This is a genomic window from Bradyrhizobium sp. HKCCYLRH3061 (assembly GCF_051168015.1).
GTDB lineage: Bacteria > Pseudomonadota > Alphaproteobacteria > Rhizobiales > Xanthobacteraceae > Bradyrhizobium.
The window spans coordinates 328,268-346,188 of the sequence record NZ_JBNPUE010000005.1 but is presented as its reverse complement, the minus strand read 5'-3'; the positions used below and the strand labels follow the sequence as shown (position 1 = coordinate 346,188).

15 protein-coding genes are annotated in these 17,921 nt (G+C 65.9%); 2 read left to right on the top strand and 13 right to left on the bottom strand.

Annotation, left to right across the window (positions count from 1 at the left end; genetic code table 11):
* The 9 genes from ACQR2C_RS12310 to ACQR2C_RS12270 form a co-directional block, all read right to left on the bottom strand.
* Positions 1 to 773: hypothetical protein (locus ACQR2C_RS12310; RefSeq protein WP_434881225.1), on the bottom strand; the 773-nt coding region annotated here is incomplete at its 3' end.
* Positions 770 to 1,624 (bottom strand): hypothetical protein, encoded by an 855-nt coding sequence (locus tag ACQR2C_RS12305; protein WP_434881224.1) that lies wholly within the window; start codon positions 1,622 to 1,624, stop codon positions 770 to 772. The genes ACQR2C_RS12310 and ACQR2C_RS12305, both read right to left, overlap by 4 nt.
* Positions 1,624 to 1,953 carry a hypothetical protein gene (locus ACQR2C_RS12300; RefSeq protein WP_434881223.1) on the bottom strand — a complete coding sequence of 110 codons (330 nt, stop codon included), beginning with the start codon at positions 1,951 to 1,953 and terminating at the stop codon, positions 1,624 to 1,626. Before ACQR2C_RS12300 ends, ACQR2C_RS12305 begins: the two co-directional genes overlap by 1 nt.
* A gap of 142 nt (positions 1,954 to 2,095) precedes the next feature.
* On the bottom strand, positions 2,096 to 3,703 hold the full coding sequence (gene guaA, locus ACQR2C_RS12295; protein WP_434881222.1) for a glutamine-hydrolyzing GMP synthase: 1,608 nt from the start codon (positions 3,701 to 3,703) through the stop codon (positions 2,096 to 2,098).
* Between the two features lie 286 nt (positions 3,704 to 3,989).
* Entirely contained in the window at positions 3,990 to 5,291 is a 1,302-nt protein-coding gene (locus ACQR2C_RS12290; protein ID WP_434881221.1) for an RsmB/NOP family class I SAM-dependent RNA methyltransferase, read from the bottom strand.
* A 14-nt stretch (positions 5,292 to 5,305) separates the two neighbouring features.
* A complete protein-coding gene (locus tag ACQR2C_RS12285; protein WP_434881220.1) occupies positions 5,306 to 5,638 on the bottom strand; it encodes an MAPEG family protein in 333 nt (110 codons plus the stop codon).
* A gap of 142 nt (positions 5,639 to 5,780) precedes the next feature.
* Positions 5,781 to 6,803 (bottom strand): NADP-dependent oxidoreductase, encoded by a 1,023-nt coding sequence (locus ACQR2C_RS12280; protein WP_434881219.1) that lies wholly within the window; start codon positions 6,801 to 6,803, stop codon positions 5,781 to 5,783.
* 185 nt (positions 6,804 to 6,988) lie between these two features.
* Entirely contained in the window at positions 6,989 to 8,476 is a 1,488-nt protein-coding gene (gene guaB, locus ACQR2C_RS12275) for an IMP dehydrogenase (RefSeq protein ID WP_316182664.1), read from the bottom strand.
* 263 nt (positions 8,477 to 8,739) lie between these two features.
* Positions 8,740 to 8,988, bottom strand: coding sequence for a hypothetical protein (locus ACQR2C_RS12270; RefSeq protein ID WP_434848040.1), 249 nt, complete (start codon positions 8,986 to 8,988; stop codon positions 8,740 to 8,742).
* 136 nt (positions 8,989 to 9,124) lie between these two features.
* Between ACQR2C_RS12270 and ACQR2C_RS12265 the strand changes: the two genes are divergently transcribed.
* Positions 9,125 to 10,612, top strand: a complete 1,488-nt coding sequence (locus ACQR2C_RS12265; RefSeq protein WP_316182661.1) for an MDR family MFS transporter — start codon at positions 9,125 to 9,127, stop codon at positions 10,610 to 10,612.
* Positions 10,613 to 10,626: 14 nt separating this feature from the next.
* Here ACQR2C_RS12265 and ACQR2C_RS12260 read toward each other — a convergent pair whose 3' ends face one another.
* Positions 10,627 to 11,802 (bottom strand): sialate O-acetylesterase, encoded by a 1,176-nt coding sequence (locus tag ACQR2C_RS12260; protein WP_434881218.1) that lies wholly within the window; start codon positions 11,800 to 11,802, stop codon positions 10,627 to 10,629.
* 173 nt (positions 11,803 to 11,975) lie between these two features.
* Between ACQR2C_RS12260 and ACQR2C_RS12255 the strand changes: the two genes are divergently transcribed.
* A complete protein-coding gene (locus ACQR2C_RS12255) occupies positions 11,976 to 13,400 on the top strand; it encodes an O-antigen ligase family protein (protein ID WP_434881217.1) in 1,425 nt (474 codons plus the stop codon).
* Here ACQR2C_RS12255 and ACQR2C_RS12250 read toward each other — a convergent pair.
* The 3 genes from ACQR2C_RS12250 to ACQR2C_RS12240 form a co-directional block, all read right to left on the bottom strand.
* Positions 13,385 to 14,443 carry an acyltransferase family protein gene (locus ACQR2C_RS12250; protein WP_434881216.1) on the bottom strand — a complete coding sequence of 353 codons (1,059 nt, stop codon included), beginning with the start codon at positions 14,441 to 14,443 and terminating at the stop codon, positions 13,385 to 13,387. The two genes, ACQR2C_RS12255 and ACQR2C_RS12250, sit on opposite strands and share 16 nt — an antisense overlap.
* A 299-nt stretch (positions 14,444 to 14,742) precedes the next feature.
* A complete protein-coding gene (locus ACQR2C_RS12245; RefSeq protein WP_316182655.1) occupies positions 14,743 to 16,719 on the bottom strand; it encodes a glycosyltransferase family 2 protein in 1,977 nt (658 codons plus the stop codon).
* Positions 16,719 to 17,921 carry a hypothetical protein gene (locus tag ACQR2C_RS12240; protein ID WP_434881215.1) on the bottom strand — a complete coding sequence of 401 codons (1,203 nt, stop codon included), beginning with the start codon at positions 17,919 to 17,921 and terminating at the stop codon, positions 16,719 to 16,721. Before ACQR2C_RS12240 ends, ACQR2C_RS12245 begins: the two co-directional genes overlap by 1 nt.

The window sequence follows — 17,921 nt, the reverse complement described above, 5'->3', positions numbered from 1 at the left end:
AGCAGGTTCGCGAGGCTGTGCAGCGTCTGCGCAACACCGAACTCGTTATTGAGCTTACCGTCGATCTCGATGCTCCGGCGCAATTCACGTTCGGCTTCGCGCCTTTGTCCGCGATTATTCTCGTTACCTAGAATGTGAAGAGAAATTGCAACTTCACGAACTTCACGATCTGTTGCAGCCACCCTGCGAAACAAGGGCATCGCGTTGCTTTTATGCCCTTCGCGAAAAAGCACCCAGGCACGCAAAAACATCGTTTCAATGCGTCCCTCCGGAATGACGCCCGTTCTTTCCTGCTCCTCGGCCAGCCGCGCCCCAAGCCATTGTGCCCCTGTAAATGCGCCCTCCGAAGCTCTGCTATAGTGCTCCAGCGACCCGTCGATATTGCCTGCTCCGGCGAGATGGTAGGCAACCCCGGCCTCTGTGAACAGGTAGGATGGTATTTCTTTTCCGGCCTTCTTCCGGTTCTGTTGGTTCTCTCCCAACTCAAGCAGAAGACTATGCACAGACTTCCTCGCCTGCTCTGGCAAGATACCCGATTCAACAAGCTCTTCCCTTAGTGGGGCTATTAAATTCCACTCGCTGTTACGAGGTTCCGTCAGACCCGAATATTTGAACGCTGATAAGAAATCCTCTGGGGCAAGCTCGGGCAAGGGAAATCTACGATAGATAGCGAACGCCACCTGATCGGTCAGGCTTTCCGCGCATGCCAACGCCGCAAGGGTTGTTGCCGTTCCCTTCGGGGCCATGTCAAGAAACTGGGACAGAATACTCATCCGATTCGACGGGCCTCTCGATTTCGGATCGACAGCAAGGTTGCACTGAGCTGCATGTTGAGTTGGAGCATCGAACGAGCGTGACAGGAAAGATATGTTTGCGCAGCAGCTTCGGCGCCTTGAACTCCATTTCTTTGAAAAACTTCGACTAGGTCATCATAGATGACGTCCTGCCGAGCTTCGTCGGTCTCGACCGAAACCGGCAAGACGATTAACTCGTCGGGCTCTGGACTATCCGGATGGTGGCGCTTACCCGATTTTGGTCCCGCACCAACGACTAGGACAGCATTCTCTCCGACTGCGGCCGAGAGCCCAGCGTTCCAGATTCTTTGCCAAAATTCAGCCTGATCTTCCAGTGGAGCATCATTTACTACGAACATGAAATGCCCGCCTGCCCCAACGTACCTGCGCATCGCAGCACAAGTCGATTTCAAACGAGCTCGCAATGCGCGTTCGTCAACTCTACCATTGATCGTGATTGTCGAGTTACTGATAGCGACGGTCATATTGCCGTCCACGGAGTTATTCGCGATAATGTTTCCGCTGCTTGCGCAATCAGCTGGATCAAGCTCGTCGGGAAACCCCGCATCGGCAAGAATTCGGCTTATCTCATCTAAAATTCCGAAAACTTGCCTCGTTGTAAACCATTCATGATCAATACGCAGGGAACATCTCATGCCGTTCTTTGGCTTTCCGAAATACTCTTTCAGAAGGAAATTAAACTTATCTGGAGCGGCGTCTTCCGAGTCGTAATCAACTCTAACTACCCCTCCGCGAATACCGTCCAGATACGGAGAAAGCCTCTTGAACTCTGATCGCCAGTCGAGACGAAAAGCTGCCGCGTCACGCATCAGAGATCACTATCTTTGATTTTGAAATCAGCGTTGCCACCAACGGTATTGCCAGACAAAACCTTTGCGGTCGGGCGGCTGGCGCTCGATCCTTCGATCGAAGCCTTCATGTCCTCTTGAACTCTGTTACCTGACATGACGCCTTCTGCAGTGATCGCCGCGCTCGAAGCATTTTTATTGAAGCGCAGAGCAAGCCCTAGCGAGACTATGAAAACGACAGCAGTTGCTACGATGTCCCAAGGACGCGACCAGCTAAGCAAATAATTCTGAGTAAGGAAAAAAACCGCGGCGGCCGCCAAGCTTACGAAAAAATCTATGGCGATCTTCATCGTCCCCTCCACAGGCCAAACCGAAGATTACAAGACACTCGCCATACGTGCAATAACCCAGCTGGCTAAGGTAAGGATAGTCACTCTACAAGACTGCCTTATTTGGACAGTTGCTGGCTGAAGATGTCCGCCTGACTGTCCCCTACTCCCACTCAATTGTCCCCGGCGGCTTGCTCGTCACGTCGTACACCACCCGATTCACGCCCTTCACCTCGTTGATGATACGCGTGGCCGTATTCCCTAAGAACTTCATATCAAACGGATAGAAGTCCGCCGTCATGCCGTCCGTCGAGGTGACGGCGCGCAGGCCGACGACGTAGTCGTAGGTGCGGCCGTCGCCCATGACGCCGACGGTCTTGACGGGGAGCAGCACCGCAAAAGCCTGCCAGATGGTGTCGTAGAGGCCGGCCTTGCGGATCTCGTCGATGTAGATGGCGTCGGCCTTGCGCAGGATGTCGAGCTTGTCGACCGTGATCTCGCCGGGGCAGCGGATGGCGAGGCCCGGGCCTGGGAACGGGTGGCGGCCGACGAACACGTCGGGAAGGCCGAGCTCGCGGCCGAGCACGCGGACCTCGTCCTTGAACAATTCGCGCAGCGGCTCGACCAGCTTCATGTTCATGCGCGCCGGGAGGCCGCCGACATTGTGGTGCGACTTGATCGTCACCGAGGGGCCGCCGGTGAAGGAGACGCTCTCGATCACGTCGGGATAGAGCGTGCCTTGCGCCAGGAAATCGGCGCCGCCGATCTTCTTGGCCTCTGCCTCGAACACGTCGATGAAGAGCTTTCCGATGGTCTTGCGCTTCTGCTCGGGGTCGGTGACGCCGGCGAGCTCGCCGAGGAAGAGTTGTGAGGCGTCCACATGCACCAGCGGGATGTTGTAGTGGTGCCGGAAGAGATCGACGACGGTCTCGGCCTCGTTCAGGCGCAGCAGGCCGTGATCGACGAACACGCAGGTGAGCTGGTCGCCGATCGCCTCGTGGATCAGCACCGCGGCCACCGCTGAGTCGACGCCGCCGGACAGGCCGCAGATCACCTTGCCCTTCCCCACTTGCGCGCGGATCTTCTTGATCTCCTCCTCGCGGAAGGCGTGCATCGTCCAGTCGCCGCCGAGGCCGGCGATGTTGCGGACGAAGTTGCGGATCAGTTTTGCGCCGTCGGGCGTGTGCACCACCTCGGGGTGGAACATCAGGCCGTAATATTTGCGCGTCTCGTCCTGGATCACGGCGAAGGGCGCGTTCGGCGAGACGCCGGCGACGGAGAAGCCCGGCGGCATCTGCGTGATGCGGTCGCCATGGCTCATCCACACCTGGTGCTGCTCACCCGGCTGCCAGACGCCGTCGAACAGCAGGCTGTTCGTCTTGACCTCGACGTCGGCGCGGCCGAACTCGCGGTGGTGGCCGCCCTCGACGGTGCCGCCGAGCTGGGCGGCCATCGTCATCTGGCCGTAGCAGATGCCCATCACCGGGACGCCTGAATCGAAGATCAGCTGCGGGGCGCGCGGCGAGCCTTCCTCGTGGACGGATTCGGGGCCGCCGGAGAGGATCACGGCCTTCGGATTCATCTGCCGGAAGGCGGCCTCCGCCTTCTGGAACGGCACGATCTCGCAATACACGCCGTCCTCGCGCACCCGGCGCGCGATCAGCTGCGTGACCTGGCTGCCGAAATCGACGATCAGGATCTTGTCGTGGAGCGCGGCCACCGAGGTGTCGGCGGCGGCGGCGGTCGGGGTGTTGTTGGCTGGGGCTGTCATGGCAAGGAATTACGCCGCTGCGGGGGGACTCGCAACCCTTGGCAGCGGGGGATTCACCGCGCCGTGCAACCGTTTCACCGACACGCTTTGCAGGGCTGCCCGATGCAGCGCCCTCTCCCCTTGTGGGAGAGGGCATCACCGGCCCATCCACGCACGCGGTTGGGTGAGGGGTATCTCTCGGCGAACAGTGCTCGCGGAGGCATACCCCTCACCCGACCGAATCTGCCGAGCTGTCCTGCATGCCCTCTCCCACAAGGGGAGAGGGCTCAGTCATGGGCAGCCCGCGTCAGGCGGAGCGGCGCAGCACCGACACGAAAAACCCGTCCGTGCCCGTCCGGCGGGGGGTCATCAGCCAGCCCTCCGGGGTCTGCAGGGCGGCCTCGGCGAACGCCTCGGCCTTGTCCCAGAGGACGGTGGCGGTCTGCTCCGGGGGCTGGACGGAAAACTCCAGGTGGCGCGCCACGAACGCCCTGACCTGGTCGCCGTTCTCCGGCTGCAGCACCGAGCAGGTGATGTAGGCGATGCGGCCGCCGGGCTTGACCAGGGCGGCGGCGCGGTCGAGCACCTCGGCCTGGTCCTTGAGGCGGATCTCGAGCGCGCCGGGGCGCATGCGCCATTTGGCGTCGGGGTTGCGGCGCCAGGTGCCGGTGCCCGTGCAGGGGGCGTCGATCACCACCAGATCAGCGGAGGCGCTGATGTCGGCGAGCGGGTCGGCGTCGCCCTTCGGGGTGCGGATCTCGGCGTTGTGGACGCCGGCGCGCGACAGCCGCTCGTGGATCGGCGCGAGCTGGCGCTTGTCGGCGTCGGTGGCGATCAGGCGGCCCTTGCCCTGCATCATCGCGGCCAGCGCCAAGGTCTTGCCGCCGGCGCCGGCGCAGAGGTCGATGACCTGCTCGCCGGGCTTGGCCGCGGTGAACAGCGCCGCGAGCTGCGAGCCCTCGTCCTGGACCTCGATCGCGCCCTTGATGAAATCCTCCTCGGCATGGACGCCGGGATTGCGCGCATCGGCCCCGAGGATGATGCGCAGGCCGAGCGGCGACCACGGCGTCGGCACGGCGCCGAGATGCTTGAGCGACGCCTGAACCTTCTCGCGCTTCGCTTTCAGCGTGTTGACGCGCAGGTCGAGCGGCGCGCGGCTGGCCATCGCCATGGCCTCGGCGACGCGGTCGTCGCCGAACACGGCGGCAAGATACGGGTCGAGCCAGTCGGGATAGTCGCCGGCGACCGGCGGCGGCGCGCCCTCGGTGGTGCGCGAGGCCAGCGCCTTTTCCTCTTGCGCCGACAGCGGCGGCGGGGCGAAGCGGCTGCCGTCGCACATCGCGGCGATGGTCGGGACATCCAGCCCGCGCTCGAGCTTGAGCATGCCGAGCACCCGCGCCCGCGCCGTGTCGTCCTCCATCACGTAAGCGCTGGAGGCGCGGCGGCGGAGCACGTCCCAGACCAGGCCGGCAATGGCGGCGCGGTCGCCGGAGCCGGCGAAGCGGTGGCTGGTGCCCCAATCCTTCAAGGCCTTCGCCGCCGGCGCCCGCTGGGACTCGATGGATTCGATGATGTCGATGGCGGCGGACAGCCGGGCGGCGGGGGTCATTCAGGTATCCAGTCTCAGATCAGGAGAAGCATCTTCAGGGCGAAATACAGCCACATCGCCAGCAGCACCAGCGCCGAGGCGGTCCAGGCCAGCCCGCGCTTGTCTACCCCACTCATAAAGCCGGCATTGACGAAGCGGGTGACGACGAACACCCAGGACAGCAGCACGATCACCAGATCGGCATGGCGCAGCGGCAGCGCAAGCGCGATCAGGGCATAGAACAAGGTCGGCAGGCCGAATTCATCGGCGGCATCCGTGGCTTGCGCCTTCCTCTTATTCCAGAACAGTAGCGCGAAGGTCAGTGCAACCTCGACGAAAACGGGCAGCAGCACCATGGGCAGCGACATCGACAATCCCCCCTTGGGAAAAGTGAAGGCCCGGCATGATGCCGGGCCCTCGTGGATGAACCGGTTCCCTCAGGACTCCGGATAAGGCGCTGTGGTTCCCGCTTTTTTGCGGACAGGCTGAAGAATCACATCAAGTGTGGCTTCAGGCCTTGTCCGGCCCGACCCGTACCAGCTGCTTGCCGAAATTGGCGCCCTTGAGCAGGCCCATGAACGCCGCGGGCGCGTTCTCCAGGCCCTCGGTGACGTGCTCCTTGTACTTGACCTTGCCTTCGCGGACCCAGGCCGACATGTCCCTGAGGAAGTCGCCGTGGCGCGAGGCGAAGTCGGAGACGATGAAGCCGCGGATCAGGAGCCGCTTGGTCAGGACGTTGCGCATCAGCGCGCCGGCCCATTTCGGCGCCACCGACTGGGTATCGTTGTAATGGGCGATCAGGCCGCAGACCGGCATGCGCGCGAAGGCGTTGAACAGCGGGAACACTGCCTCGAACACTGCCCCGCCGACATTCTCGAAATAGACGTCGATACCCTTCGGACAGGCTTCCTTCAGCTTGGCGGCGAGATCGGGGTCGCGATGGTCGAGACAGTCGTCGAAGCCGAACTCGGATTTCACGTAGTCGCACTTGTCCTTGCCGCCGGCGATGCCGATGGCGCGGGCGCCCTTGATCCTGGCGATCTGTCCGACCGCCGAGCCGACCGCGCCGGAGGCGGCGGCGACCACCACGGTCTCGCCCGGCTTGGGCTGGCCGATGTCGAGCAGGCCCGTGTAGGCGGTCATGCCGGGCATGCCGAGCACGCCGACGGCGGTCGAGATCGGCGCGAGGCTCGGGTCGATCTTCGCAAGACCCTTGCCGTCGGAGACCGCATGCGTCTGCCAGCCGGCGCGCGCCAGCACGATGTCGCCGGCCTTGAAGCCGGGATTGTTGGAGGCCGCCACCTCGCACACGGTCCCCGCCTCCATCACGCCGCCGACCGGCACCGGCTGGGCGTAAGACGGCCCGTCGCTCATGCGCCCGCGCATGTAAGGATCGAGCGACAGCCAGATCGTGCGCAACAGCACCTCGCCGGCGCCGGGAGTCGGGATGGTGTGCTCCTCGAGGCGGAAATCAGACGGCTTGGGCTCGCCGACGGGACGGGACGCGAGCACGATGCGCTTGGCTTGGGACATGGTGTTTCCTCTTGTTTGTTGATGTGGCGTTCGGCGCCGACCCCACGGGAGCCGTCATTGCGAGCGAAGCGAAGCAATCCAGGGCCGCGCGCGCAACCCCTGGATTGCTTCCGCCGTCGCCCTTCGGGCTATGGCGGACAAGTCGTCGCTTCGCTCCTCGCGATGACGGAGAGAGCGGTGGTTGTTTACACCCCGCCCGGATAGTTCGGGCTCTCGCGGGTGATCGTCACGTCGTGGACGTGGCTTTCGCGCAGGCCCGCGCCGGTGATGCGGACGAACTCGGCCTTGCCGTGGAATTCGGCGAGATCCTTGGCGCCGACATAGCCCATCGCGGCGCGCAGGCCGCCGGCGAGCTGGTGCATGACGTTGCCGACCGGCCCCTTATACGGCACCTGGCCTTCGATGCCCTCCGGCACGAGCTTCAAGGTGTCCTTGATGTCCTGCTGGAAGTAGCGGTCGGCCGAGCCGCGCGCCATCGCACCGACCGAGCCCATGCCGCGATAGGCCTTGTAGGAGCGGCCCTGCCACAGGAACACCTCGCCGGGCGTCTCGTCGGTGCCGGCGAGCAGCGAGCCGACCATGGCGACATCGGCGCCGGCGGCGAGCGCCTTGGCGAGATCGCCCGAGAACTTGATGCCGCCGTCGGCGATGACCGGCACGTCGGCCTTCTTGGCGGCTTCCACCGCATCCATGATCGCGGTGAGCTGCGGCACGCCGACGCCCGCCACGATGCGGGTGGTGCAGATCGAGCCCGGGCCGATGCCGACCTTGACGGCGTCGGCGCCGGCGTCGATCAGCGCCTGCGCGCCGTCGCGGGTGGCGATGTTGCCGGCGATCACCTGCACGGCGTTGGAGATGCGCTTGATGCGGTTGACGGCTTCCAGCACGCGCGAGGAATGGCCGTGCGCGGTGTCGACCACGACGAGGTCGACGCCGGCCTCGATCAGCTTCTCGGTGCGCTCGAAGCCGCCCTCGCCCACGGTCGTCGCCGCGGCGACGCGCAGGCGGCCCTGCGCGTCCTTGCAGGCCAAGGGATGCGCGACCGCCTTCTCCATGTCCTTCACGGTGATCAGGCCGACGCAGCGGTACTGGTCGTCGACGACGAGCAGCTTCTCGATGCGGTGCTTGTGCAGGATCTTCTTGGCCTCGTCCTGGCCGACGCCCTCGCGCACGGTGACGAGGTTCTCATGCGTCATCAGCTCGGAGATCTTCTGCCGCGGATCGGTGGCGAAGCGGACGTCGCGATTGGTCAGGATGCCGACCAGCTTGCCGGGGATGCCCTTGCCGCCGCCGGTGACGACCGGAATGCCGGAGAAGCCGTAGTCCTTCATCAGCGCCAGCGCGTCGGCCAGCGTCGCCTCCGGCGAGATCGTCAGCGGGTTGACCACCATGCCGGATTCGAACTTCTTGACCTGGCGCACCTGGGCGGCCTGGCCCTCGGGATCGAAATTGCGGTGGATCACCCCGACACCGCCGGCCTGCGCCATCGCAATCGCCATGCGCGCCTCGGTGACGGTATCCATGGCGGACGCCATGATCGGAATGTTGAGCGGGATCTCGCGCGTCACGCGCGAACGGATGTCGACCTCGGAGGGAAGCACATCGGAGAGGCCCGGCTTCAAGAGCACGTCGTCGAAGGTAAAGGCTTCGCGAAGTGTCTGGACGGTCGCCATCGTCAACTCCTTGTCTGCGGCCAGAACGGCCGCGATGCGGTTACGGATGAGCGGCGCCGCCGTCGAGACCATGCCTCGCCGTCGAATCGGTGCCCATCGGTGGGGTTGACGCGGGTCGATAGCATGGGCCTGTGACGAATCAAAGGGCCGATCCGCCATCCTCCCGCGATTGCGAAGAACGGCCCAGACCGGTCCTGATCAGGTCCGAAATGCGCAACAAAAGGTCGCGGACGCCCCGATTCCGGAGCAGAAGTTCCGCGCCTCTAGCGCCAGGCGCCCGGCGGCGGCCCATAGCGGCGGATGGCCTCGACCACCTCCCGGTGGCGCCGGTCCTCCCGCCGCATGTGCACGGCGATCAGCGCGTGCGCCGACGGCACCAGCAGCAGCACATGGAAGAACAGGCCGAGGACGAGGCAGATCAGGCAGAGCAGCAGATTGAAGATGGCCGCGAACGGCTGCCCGTTGAGCAGCAGGCCCAGCGGTGGCACCAGGGCGGCGAGCAGATAGATCATCGGCACATCTCCAATAACGATGACGCGGCAGCGTCACGCTGCATCTAGGGGGCCATGCCAGCAGCGCAATGGCCTCGTTCGTCGCAGGGTGTTAAAGCCCCGGCGCCCGCCCTTGTCCTCCCGCCGCCGACCTCCGATGAACAAACAACGCGTCATTCCGCTGATCGTCGCCACCGCCCTGTTCATGGAGAACATGGACTCCACGGTGATCGCGACCTCGCTGCCGGCGATCGCCAGGGATATCGGCACCAGCCCGCTGACGCTGAAGCTCGCCATCACGTCTTATCTGCTGTCGCTGGCGGTGTTCATCCCGGCGAGCGGCTGGACCGCCGACCGGTTTGGCGCGCGGCGGGTGTTCTCCAGCGCGGTCGCGGTGTTCATGATCGGCTCGATCGGCTGCGCGCTCGCCAACTCCGTCGAGAACTTCGTGTTCGCGCGCATCCTGCAGGGCATGGGCGGCGCGATGATGACGCCGGTCGGACGTCTCGTCCTGTTGCGCTCCGTCGACAAGAGCGCGCTGGTCGGCGCGATGGCCTGGGTCACGATCCCCGCGCTGATCGGTCCGGTGATCGGGCCGCCGGTCGGCGGCTTCATCACCACCTATTTCTCCTGGCACTGGATCTTCCTGATCAACATCCCGATCGGCATCGTCGGCATCATCATGGCGCTGCGCTTCATCGATCCGATCAAGAGCGACAACCCCGAGCCGTTCGACCTCACTGGCATGGTGCTGGCCGGCATCGGCCTCGCCGGTCTCGCCTTCGGCCTCTCGGTCGCCGGTCTCAACCTGCTGCCGTGGTCGGTGGTCGCGAGTCTCGTTGCAATCGGCGCGATCTCGATGACGCTCTACGTCCGCCACTCCTGGCGCACCAACTCGCCGGTGCTCGATTTCTCGCTGCTGCGGCTGCCGACCCTGCGCGCCTCGATCGTCGGCGGCTTCATGTTTCGCCTGGGCATCGGCGCCCTGCCCTTCCTGCTGCCGCTCTTGATGCAGCTCGGCTTCGGCCTGTCGCCGTTCCAGTCCGGCCTCGTCACCTTCGGCTCCTCGGCCGGCGCAATGGGCATGAAGGCGCTGGCCGCGCGCCTCATCCGCGCCTTCGGCTTCCGCCATCTGATGACCGTCAATGCCGTCGTCAGCTCGGTCTTCCTCGCCGCCTGCGCGCTGTTCACGCCGGCGACGCCGCTGCTGCTGATCCTGATCATTCTCGTGGTCGGCGGCTTCTTCCGCTCGCTGCAGTTCACCGCGATCAACACCGTCGCCTATGCCGAGGTCGAGACCGCCCAGATGAGCCGCGCCACGACGCTCACCAGCGTCAACCAGCAGCTCGCGATCTCCGCCGGCGTCGCGGTCGGCGCGTTCTCGGTGGAGACCACGATGTGGATGCACGGCGCGAGCCAGCTCACCGCGGCGTCCTTCGCGCCCGCCTTCATCGTCGTCGCGATCACGTCGGCGCTGTCGTCGATCCTGTTCTGGCAGATGCCGGATGACGCCGGCAGCGAGATCTCGGGCCGCAAGGTCGCCGCGATCGCCAGCCGCAAGGGCGCCGAGAAGGGCGCGGAGAAGGCCGCCAGGAAGTCGGCGAGCGAGACCACGCAGGATGCGCGGGATCAGCGGCTGGGGTAGCGGCTGCTCTCCACTCAATGTCTCCGCCCGCCGGACTTCCAGAATTCGGCGAGGCGATCGGCCCACATCCGCGCGTGAAGCTCGGTGCCGGCGTGGCTCATGTGGCAGCGGTCGTGGCGCAGCGGAAGGCCGATCTGGTCGGTGTCCGGCCCCGGATAGACGCCGGTCGCAGGGTTCGGCACGGCGGCCTGCGCCGACCGGATGATCTCGTCGGGAACGCTGCCGCAGAGCGTCGCCGCGGCAACGAAGATCGGCGCGGTCACGTCGGCCGCGCGCAGCCCGGCCACGATCTCGAGATCGTTCCGCAAGTAGGACAGCCGTCCCGCCTCCTTCATCTTCGCGGTGACCTGCAATTGCGTGCCGTCCTCCGCGCCATTGGTCGAGAAGGCGAAGGCGTTAGACTCGCCCTGATGCCAGAGCACCGCGCTCGGCTCGAGACCCGCCTCGTGCAGGCCGGCAAGGGTCGCGAGCAGCACCTCGAAATACTTGCCGCCACGGACACGCCACTCCTCGATATACGTCCCGCCAATCGCAACGGGTGCGATCAGGATCGTCTTCGCCAGCCCGCGATCGATCAATTCGTCGCCCAGCCGCGTGGCGACGTTCTCGCCCTCGCCCGGCGTTCCCAGCAAGGGATTGCGCGCCACGTAGCAGCGGCCGTCGAAGCGGTCGAAATTGTAGAACCGGTTGTGCGGCTGATAGAGCCGGCCGCTCTGATCGGGCGCGCCGGTGTTGGAGATGTTCGATTGGCCCGCGGTCAGAAGCACCACCAGCCCCTCGCGCGGAATGGCGTCGCAGGCAATCGGCGTCGCCCTGGCGCGCACCGCCTCGTTGTCCGGCAGGAGACAGCGCGAGGCGCTGCCGCCCGCGATGAAATCCGCGTCAGAACCGTACAGCGCACGGGCCAGGTTGCGTCCCTGCAGCAGGGTCTGCACCTCCGGATCTCCGCTGGCGCCATCGATACGACGGTCGATGTCGGCAAAGGCGGCGCGCCGCGAGCGCACCTGCTCCAGCAGTGCCAGGAAGCCTGGGGCGGTCGAGATGGGTCCGACGGCGCAGGGAACGCAATTGCCGTCGCGCGATTTGGCCGAGGTGGTCGGCTGGCAGACGTCGCGGGCCGGCAGCACCTCCGCGGCTCCTGCCGTCGCAGTCAAGGAGACGACCAACCACGCTGCGAAAAGTGTGGCCATGATTACGCGTCGGATCATGCTCGGATCACTTCTTTCGTCGCCTCGGTTGACGGCCGCCTTGGGCGCCGGGCCTCTGACTTTCCAAGCCATGCGGCTGTCCCAGCCATGCGCGCCGGCACGGTCTCGTTCGAACGTGCGTCGGGAGCCGGGGTTTTCCATTATAGTCCGACTTCATGAAAGAGAGCCGAATCGACCCGCAGCCGCTTGCGGCGATGGCGATGAACTGTTGGCCGTCCGCGCTTCTCCTGGCAGCGACGGCGCTCGCCGTGCCCGCACTCGGCGGCATCGTCAGGCCGGCTTTCGTGCTCGGCTGCGCGGTCGCCGGCTGGTTCGCGTGGCGTCGCAGCCCCGCAGCCCACGTGCAGTCGGCGATCCTGATGTTCGCCTTCGCTCCCTTCGTGCGCCGCCTGGTCGACATCTCCGCGGGATTCGATTCATCCGGCATCATGCTGAGCGGCCCGCTGCTGTTCATCATCGCACCAGTTCCAAGTCTGGTGCTCTCGCCCTCGGACAAGGACAGGCCGGGCAATCCATGGCTCGTGGCGCCCCTCATCGTCCTCGCCTGCATCGTTTATGGCGGCGCGCTGTCGATATTCCAAAACGACTGGTTCAACGCCGCCAATGGCGGAATGAAATGGGCCGCGCCCGTGCTCTATGCGATCGCCCTGCAGCAGCGGTCGCGATCCGACGGCGCCCTGCTCGATGCAATCACGCGTGTCTTCCTGCTGGTGCTGCCGGTCACCGGCCTCTACGGCATCTGGCAATATGTCGATCCGCAAGGCTGGGATCGGTTCTGGATGGTGAATGCCAGCATCACCTCGGCCGGCTATCCGCTGCCCTACATGGTCCGCGTGTTCAGCACGATGAACGGCCCCGCCAGCTACGCGACCTTCACGGCCACCGGCCTGCTGCTGGTGGGCTTCCTGCGCCCGGGATGGCTGTCGATGGCGGCGATGGCGCCCGCAGCACTCGGCCTGTTGCTGTCGCTCTATCGTACCAGCTGGATCACGCTCGCGGTGGGCGTGCTGTTCTGCATGCTGCTCCCCGCGACGCGGCGTCGCGCCGTATCGATCACGGTCGGACTGGTCGGCGCGGTGATCGTCACCGTCATGTTCACGCCGTTCGCGGAGGTCATCACCTCCCGTCTGGAATCGCTCGGCAGCGTGTCGCAGGACAGCAGCGGCAGCGAGCGGCTGGATGAGTTCGTCACGCTGTGGAATGCGCCGAACAGCATGGTCCTGGGATCGGGCTTCACCATCACCGACGTCGGCGTCGCGGGCGCGATGCCGATCGACGGGCAGATCATCGCAAGCTGGGTGACGATGGGCATTCCGGTCGGGCTGATCTGCCTCGCGGCCTATGTCTGGGTCGGGCTCGCCGCCACCGGAGCCGCGTGGCGGATGCCGACGCGCGAGGGCGCCGTGCTCGGCGCGCTCGCCATCAGTGCGCTCTTGGTTCAGCTGCCGCTGACCAGCATCTCGTCCGGTGAGGTCTCGGCGCTGTTCTGGATGCTCGTCGCCATGGCCTGTCCGCTCGACCAGTCGGCCGGCGCAGCACGGCGCACCGTCGCCGCGCGGCAGCATCAGGCCGGCGCCTGATCGGACGTTGCAACGCGCGGCGTGATCGCCGCAGTCTGCGGCTTGCGGGAGGCCAGTGGTGCGAGCCCGAAGACGGCCAGCAGATTGAGCCGCCGCAGGATGGCATGCGCGATCAGAGGAAGCACCACGCCGGCCACCGTTCCGGCCAGCAGGTAGACCCATGGCAATGGCGGGATGTGCAGCTTCAGCATGATGATCCGCACGCCCGAGCCGGCAAGGATGTGCAGCACATAGATCGTCATCGACGCCACGCCCGCGGCCGCAAGCCAGCGATGGCGCGTTGGCGCGAGCAGCTTGCAGAGCCCGACCGTGCCGGCGATGCCGAGCACACAGGCCGGCAGGGAGGCGAGCCCGTTGGCGTCCATGCCGGACAGCTGGCCGCCCAGCGCCACTGCGGCCGCAAACGCGATCCCGATCACGACCGGAGAGGACCAGCCGAACGGCCGCCATTCCGCGACCACGCGGGTGCCGTAGACGCCCGCAACGTAGAACGGCAGATGATGCAGGGTAAGTGCGAGGTCAGGCCGGATCGGCAGCGCGAGGAACACGCCGAGCCCGGCCAGCGCGAGCGTGATCAAAACCGTCCGCGACGGAACCAGCACCGCGATCACATGGCAGATCATTAGCGCGTAGAGGAACCAGAACTGTGCGACCGGACGATACCAGATCGCAGCGAGATCGTTGGGATGGATCGGGATGTTGGCATCCCGCGCCAGCAGCATCGTGATCCCGCCTTGGATCAACGACCACAGCACGTAGGGATAGGCGATGGTCCAGAGCTTGGAGGTGAGGAAGGAACGCGCGCCGCGCCGCAAGCTGTGCTGCACGTTCAAGCCGGCCAGGAAGAAGAACAGCGGCATGTGGAACGTATAGAGCGTGTAGTCCATCCAGCGCGCGACGGCTCCATCCGGGAAGATGCCCGGGCGCACGAGGCCGCCAAGCACATGACCGTACACCACCAGGATGACGCCAAGGCCACGCGCGAAATCGATCCACGCCGTGCGCGCGGTGTCAGCCGTTGCCCTCTGCGTTCCAGCGTCCATGCCCGACATGTCCTGCTTCTGTCGCGCAGCCCGCGTCCAGTCCGCGATGCTGCGAAGTCAGCGCGCCCCAAGTCATATCGCAGCCGGCTTTGCAGCGCCGTCGGCGCCTGCAAGGACATCGGGGGTATTCTCGCGTTAGTCTTAACCAACGGATAAGCTTCCGCCGGATGGCTGCGCCTCCGCCGGGTTCGCGACCGGAACGGGGCACGAGGTGGAGACGCTCGCCATCCCGCCCGGCCGGTGGGCACGCTGCCGCCTGCGGCGGCTGCTTTGCCCACCCTACCGCTGGATCCGGAACGTCAGCGACCGACGAAGCCGCGGCGGGCCAACCCTGCGAGGGCCCCGCGCAGGCGGGCGCGGCCGGTGATGACGCCGCAAGAGGAGCTGAACAGGCGGACGACCAACTGGCGCCGCTGCGCTTCGGTCGGGTGCATGCGGAGGTGCATCGTCGTCCTGGAAACATCGCTCACCGAGGCCTCGATCCATCCGAGGCCGTCGAGATGCACCGGCAGCAGCGCCCCTGGCCGCATCGTTCCGCGGCCGCGCGACCGGGCCACGCGTGCCGACGACAGAGACAGCGCCTCGATCTTGCACGGCACGACCTCGCCGTTCTGCGCCAGCCAGCCCGCCTCGTCGCTCGGAAACAGGTCCTCGCCGCGCGGCAGCTCGAAGCAGACGAGAAACGCGATGAAGGCGATCAGCATCGCGATGCCGGCCCATAACAGATTGAAGTAGTCGATCGACGAGATCTCGCTGGCTGCATTCGGCGACACGAACGCCCAGACGATGGCCGCCGCCGAGCTCGCGGCGATCGCGCCGAAAATCGCGGCGAGCTTGCCGTGGACGCGCGGCTTGGAGCGGTCGCCGCCCTTGTCGGTCACCTTGAAGGGGCGGCCGAACGGCCGGACCAGCGCGCTGAGCAAGGTGGCAGTGACGGCAAAGCAGGTCACTGCATGGGTCGCTTCCATGAACAGCGGCAGGGTCTTGGAACGCGAGATCCAGCCCATGTAGATGATCGTCCCGAGCAGCGCCGGCACGCCGTAGCGCAGGAACGACAGATAGTCGGCCTCGAACGCCGGCAGCCCGGCGAACCAGTAGATCGGCGGCGCGATTAGAAGCAGCACCATGAACGGCTTGCAGGCCCAGTTGAGCACGCCATGCAGGAAGTGCCAGCGCTGGGTGAAGCTGTAGCCGCGGCTGCGCAGCGGGCCATCGCGCAAGAGCGCGACCTGGATCGTGCCGAGGCACCAGCGGGCGCGCTGGGTGATGTATTCGGGCACGCCTTCCGCCGAGAGGCCGAAGCTGAGCGGCTCGTTCAGCCAGACCGTGCGATGGCCGCGCTTGAGCAGCGTGTAGGTGAGGTTGAGATCCTCGGAGATCGCCGCATGCGGGAAGCCGCCGATCTCCATGAGCCGCTCGCGGCGGACGACGAAGGAGGTGCCGACACAGAACGCGCAGCCCCAGGCATCCTTGGCCGGCTGGAACACGTCGAAGAAGAAGCGCTGGTCGTCGACCCAATGGCCTGATGACAGCAGATTGTGCTGGATCGGATCGGGGTTGTAGTAGAATTGCGGCGTCTGCACGACGGCGATATCGGGCTCGGACAGCAGCAGGCCGACCGTGCGCTGGAGAAAGTCACGGCGCGGGGCGAAGTCGGCATCGAGCACCAGGATCACCGGCGCGTTCGACAGCTGCGCCGTCGCCGCAAGCGCGTTGTTGAGATTGCCGGCCTTGGCGCCCTTGTTGTCGGGCCGCGTCAGATGGCGCGCGCCGACCTCGTCACAGAACGCGCGGAGCCGATCGCGCCGGGTGTCGTCGAGCACCCAGACGGTCTTGTTGGGATGGTCGAGCGCGAGCGCGGCCAGGATCGAGCGCTCGACGATCTCCATGGGCTCGTCATAGGTGCAGATGAAGACGTCCACGGCCGGCTGCTCGCCCCGTGCGGCCAGCGCGCGCTGCGCGGCGTCGGCCTGTCCCGAGCGGTCGACGCTGCGGGTCAGAATCAGGATCGACATCAGCGTGTAGGAGATCGCCACGATCTCGAGCGTGATGAACAGCCGCGGCCACAGCGCCTGCAGGGTCAGGTCGAACACCGGCAGCGTGTCGTGCCAGCGCCATAGCGTGTAGATCAGGAGGAACGACGCTGCGGTGGCGCCGAACAGCAGGCGGTCGCGCCGGCGCGTCGGATCGAGCAGGCGCGCCATCACGAGGAGCCCGAGCAGGACTCCGAGATCGGTGGTCAACACCGAGGCGTCATTGCTGGGGAGCGGAAACATCAGGGCACCCTTGCGCCGGTGAAAGGATTCCAGCCGGTCTCGGCGAGCACGGCCCAGGCGGTGGCACCGAGATGCGGACGCTTGTAGTAGAAGAAGTCCTGGATGGTGGTCGCTCCCGTCGGATCGATCGACAGCCCCGTGGTGAGGCGCGCGTTGCGCGTCGCGTTCAGAAGTCCCGTTGCCGTGCGGTCGTCACGCAATCCTGCAAGCAGCCGCCGGCTGGCAGCGGCCTCCCCGACCATGCGATAGGCCAGCGCCGCCTGCGCGGTGCCCTCGACCCAGACGCCGTCGCGATCGCCGTTGAAATCGAAGCCGCCCTCGACGGCGAGATGGGTTTCGGCAAAGCGCAGCGCCCTGCGCCAGTCGGACGCATCCGTCACCGCCATCCACGGCCAGAGCTGGACGTCGAGCGCGAGCAGATTGTCGTCGGCGAGGCGGCCGTCGGGCTTGGTGCCGAGCAGGAAGTGATCGCCGCGGAACGTGCGATCGAGCAGCCGGCGCGCCGTCTGCGCGGCATCCTGATAGCGTCGCTCCGACGTGATACGATAGAGCCACGAGGCCACGGCGTAGACATCGGCATTGTGCTCGGTCGACATCCAGCTGAGGCGCACCTGCTGCGGATCGTAACCGTGATAACCGCCGCTGAAGCCGTCAGCGCCGTTCGTTGCGTTGGCCATGATCCAGTCCATCAGGCGCCGCGCGCCGGACAGGTAGCTCTCCTCGCCGGTCGCCTGATGCAGCGTCAGCAGCGCCAACGCTGGCCAGGCAACGTTGCCGGTCGCGGTGCCGTCCTGCGCGGCGTCCTCGCCCCAGATCTTCTTGTGGTCGTCCCACCAGCCCGGCAGCAGCGCCGCGCCGGGGCCGACAGGACCGGCGCGATAGGCGTTACGCAGGCGGCCATCGCCGAAGCTGCGATCATGAGCGCCGGCATGCACCAGCGCGTTGCCGATCACGCGGCCCTCGTCGACGCGACCGCATGCGACCAGCGCGATGGCGGCCAGGGCGTTGTCATAGGTGAACGCCGTCGTCGAAAGGCCGAGCGGCAGCCCCTCCTCGTCGGCACCCGGCTCGTAGCTGCGGATGAACGCCGCGTCACGGCCGGCGAGGCCGGGCTCGACGGCCTGCATCAGTCCCGCACACAGCGACGTCTCGGCGCGCATCGGCGATGCTCCGCCGAGCAGAGCGATCACCGCCATCGTCAT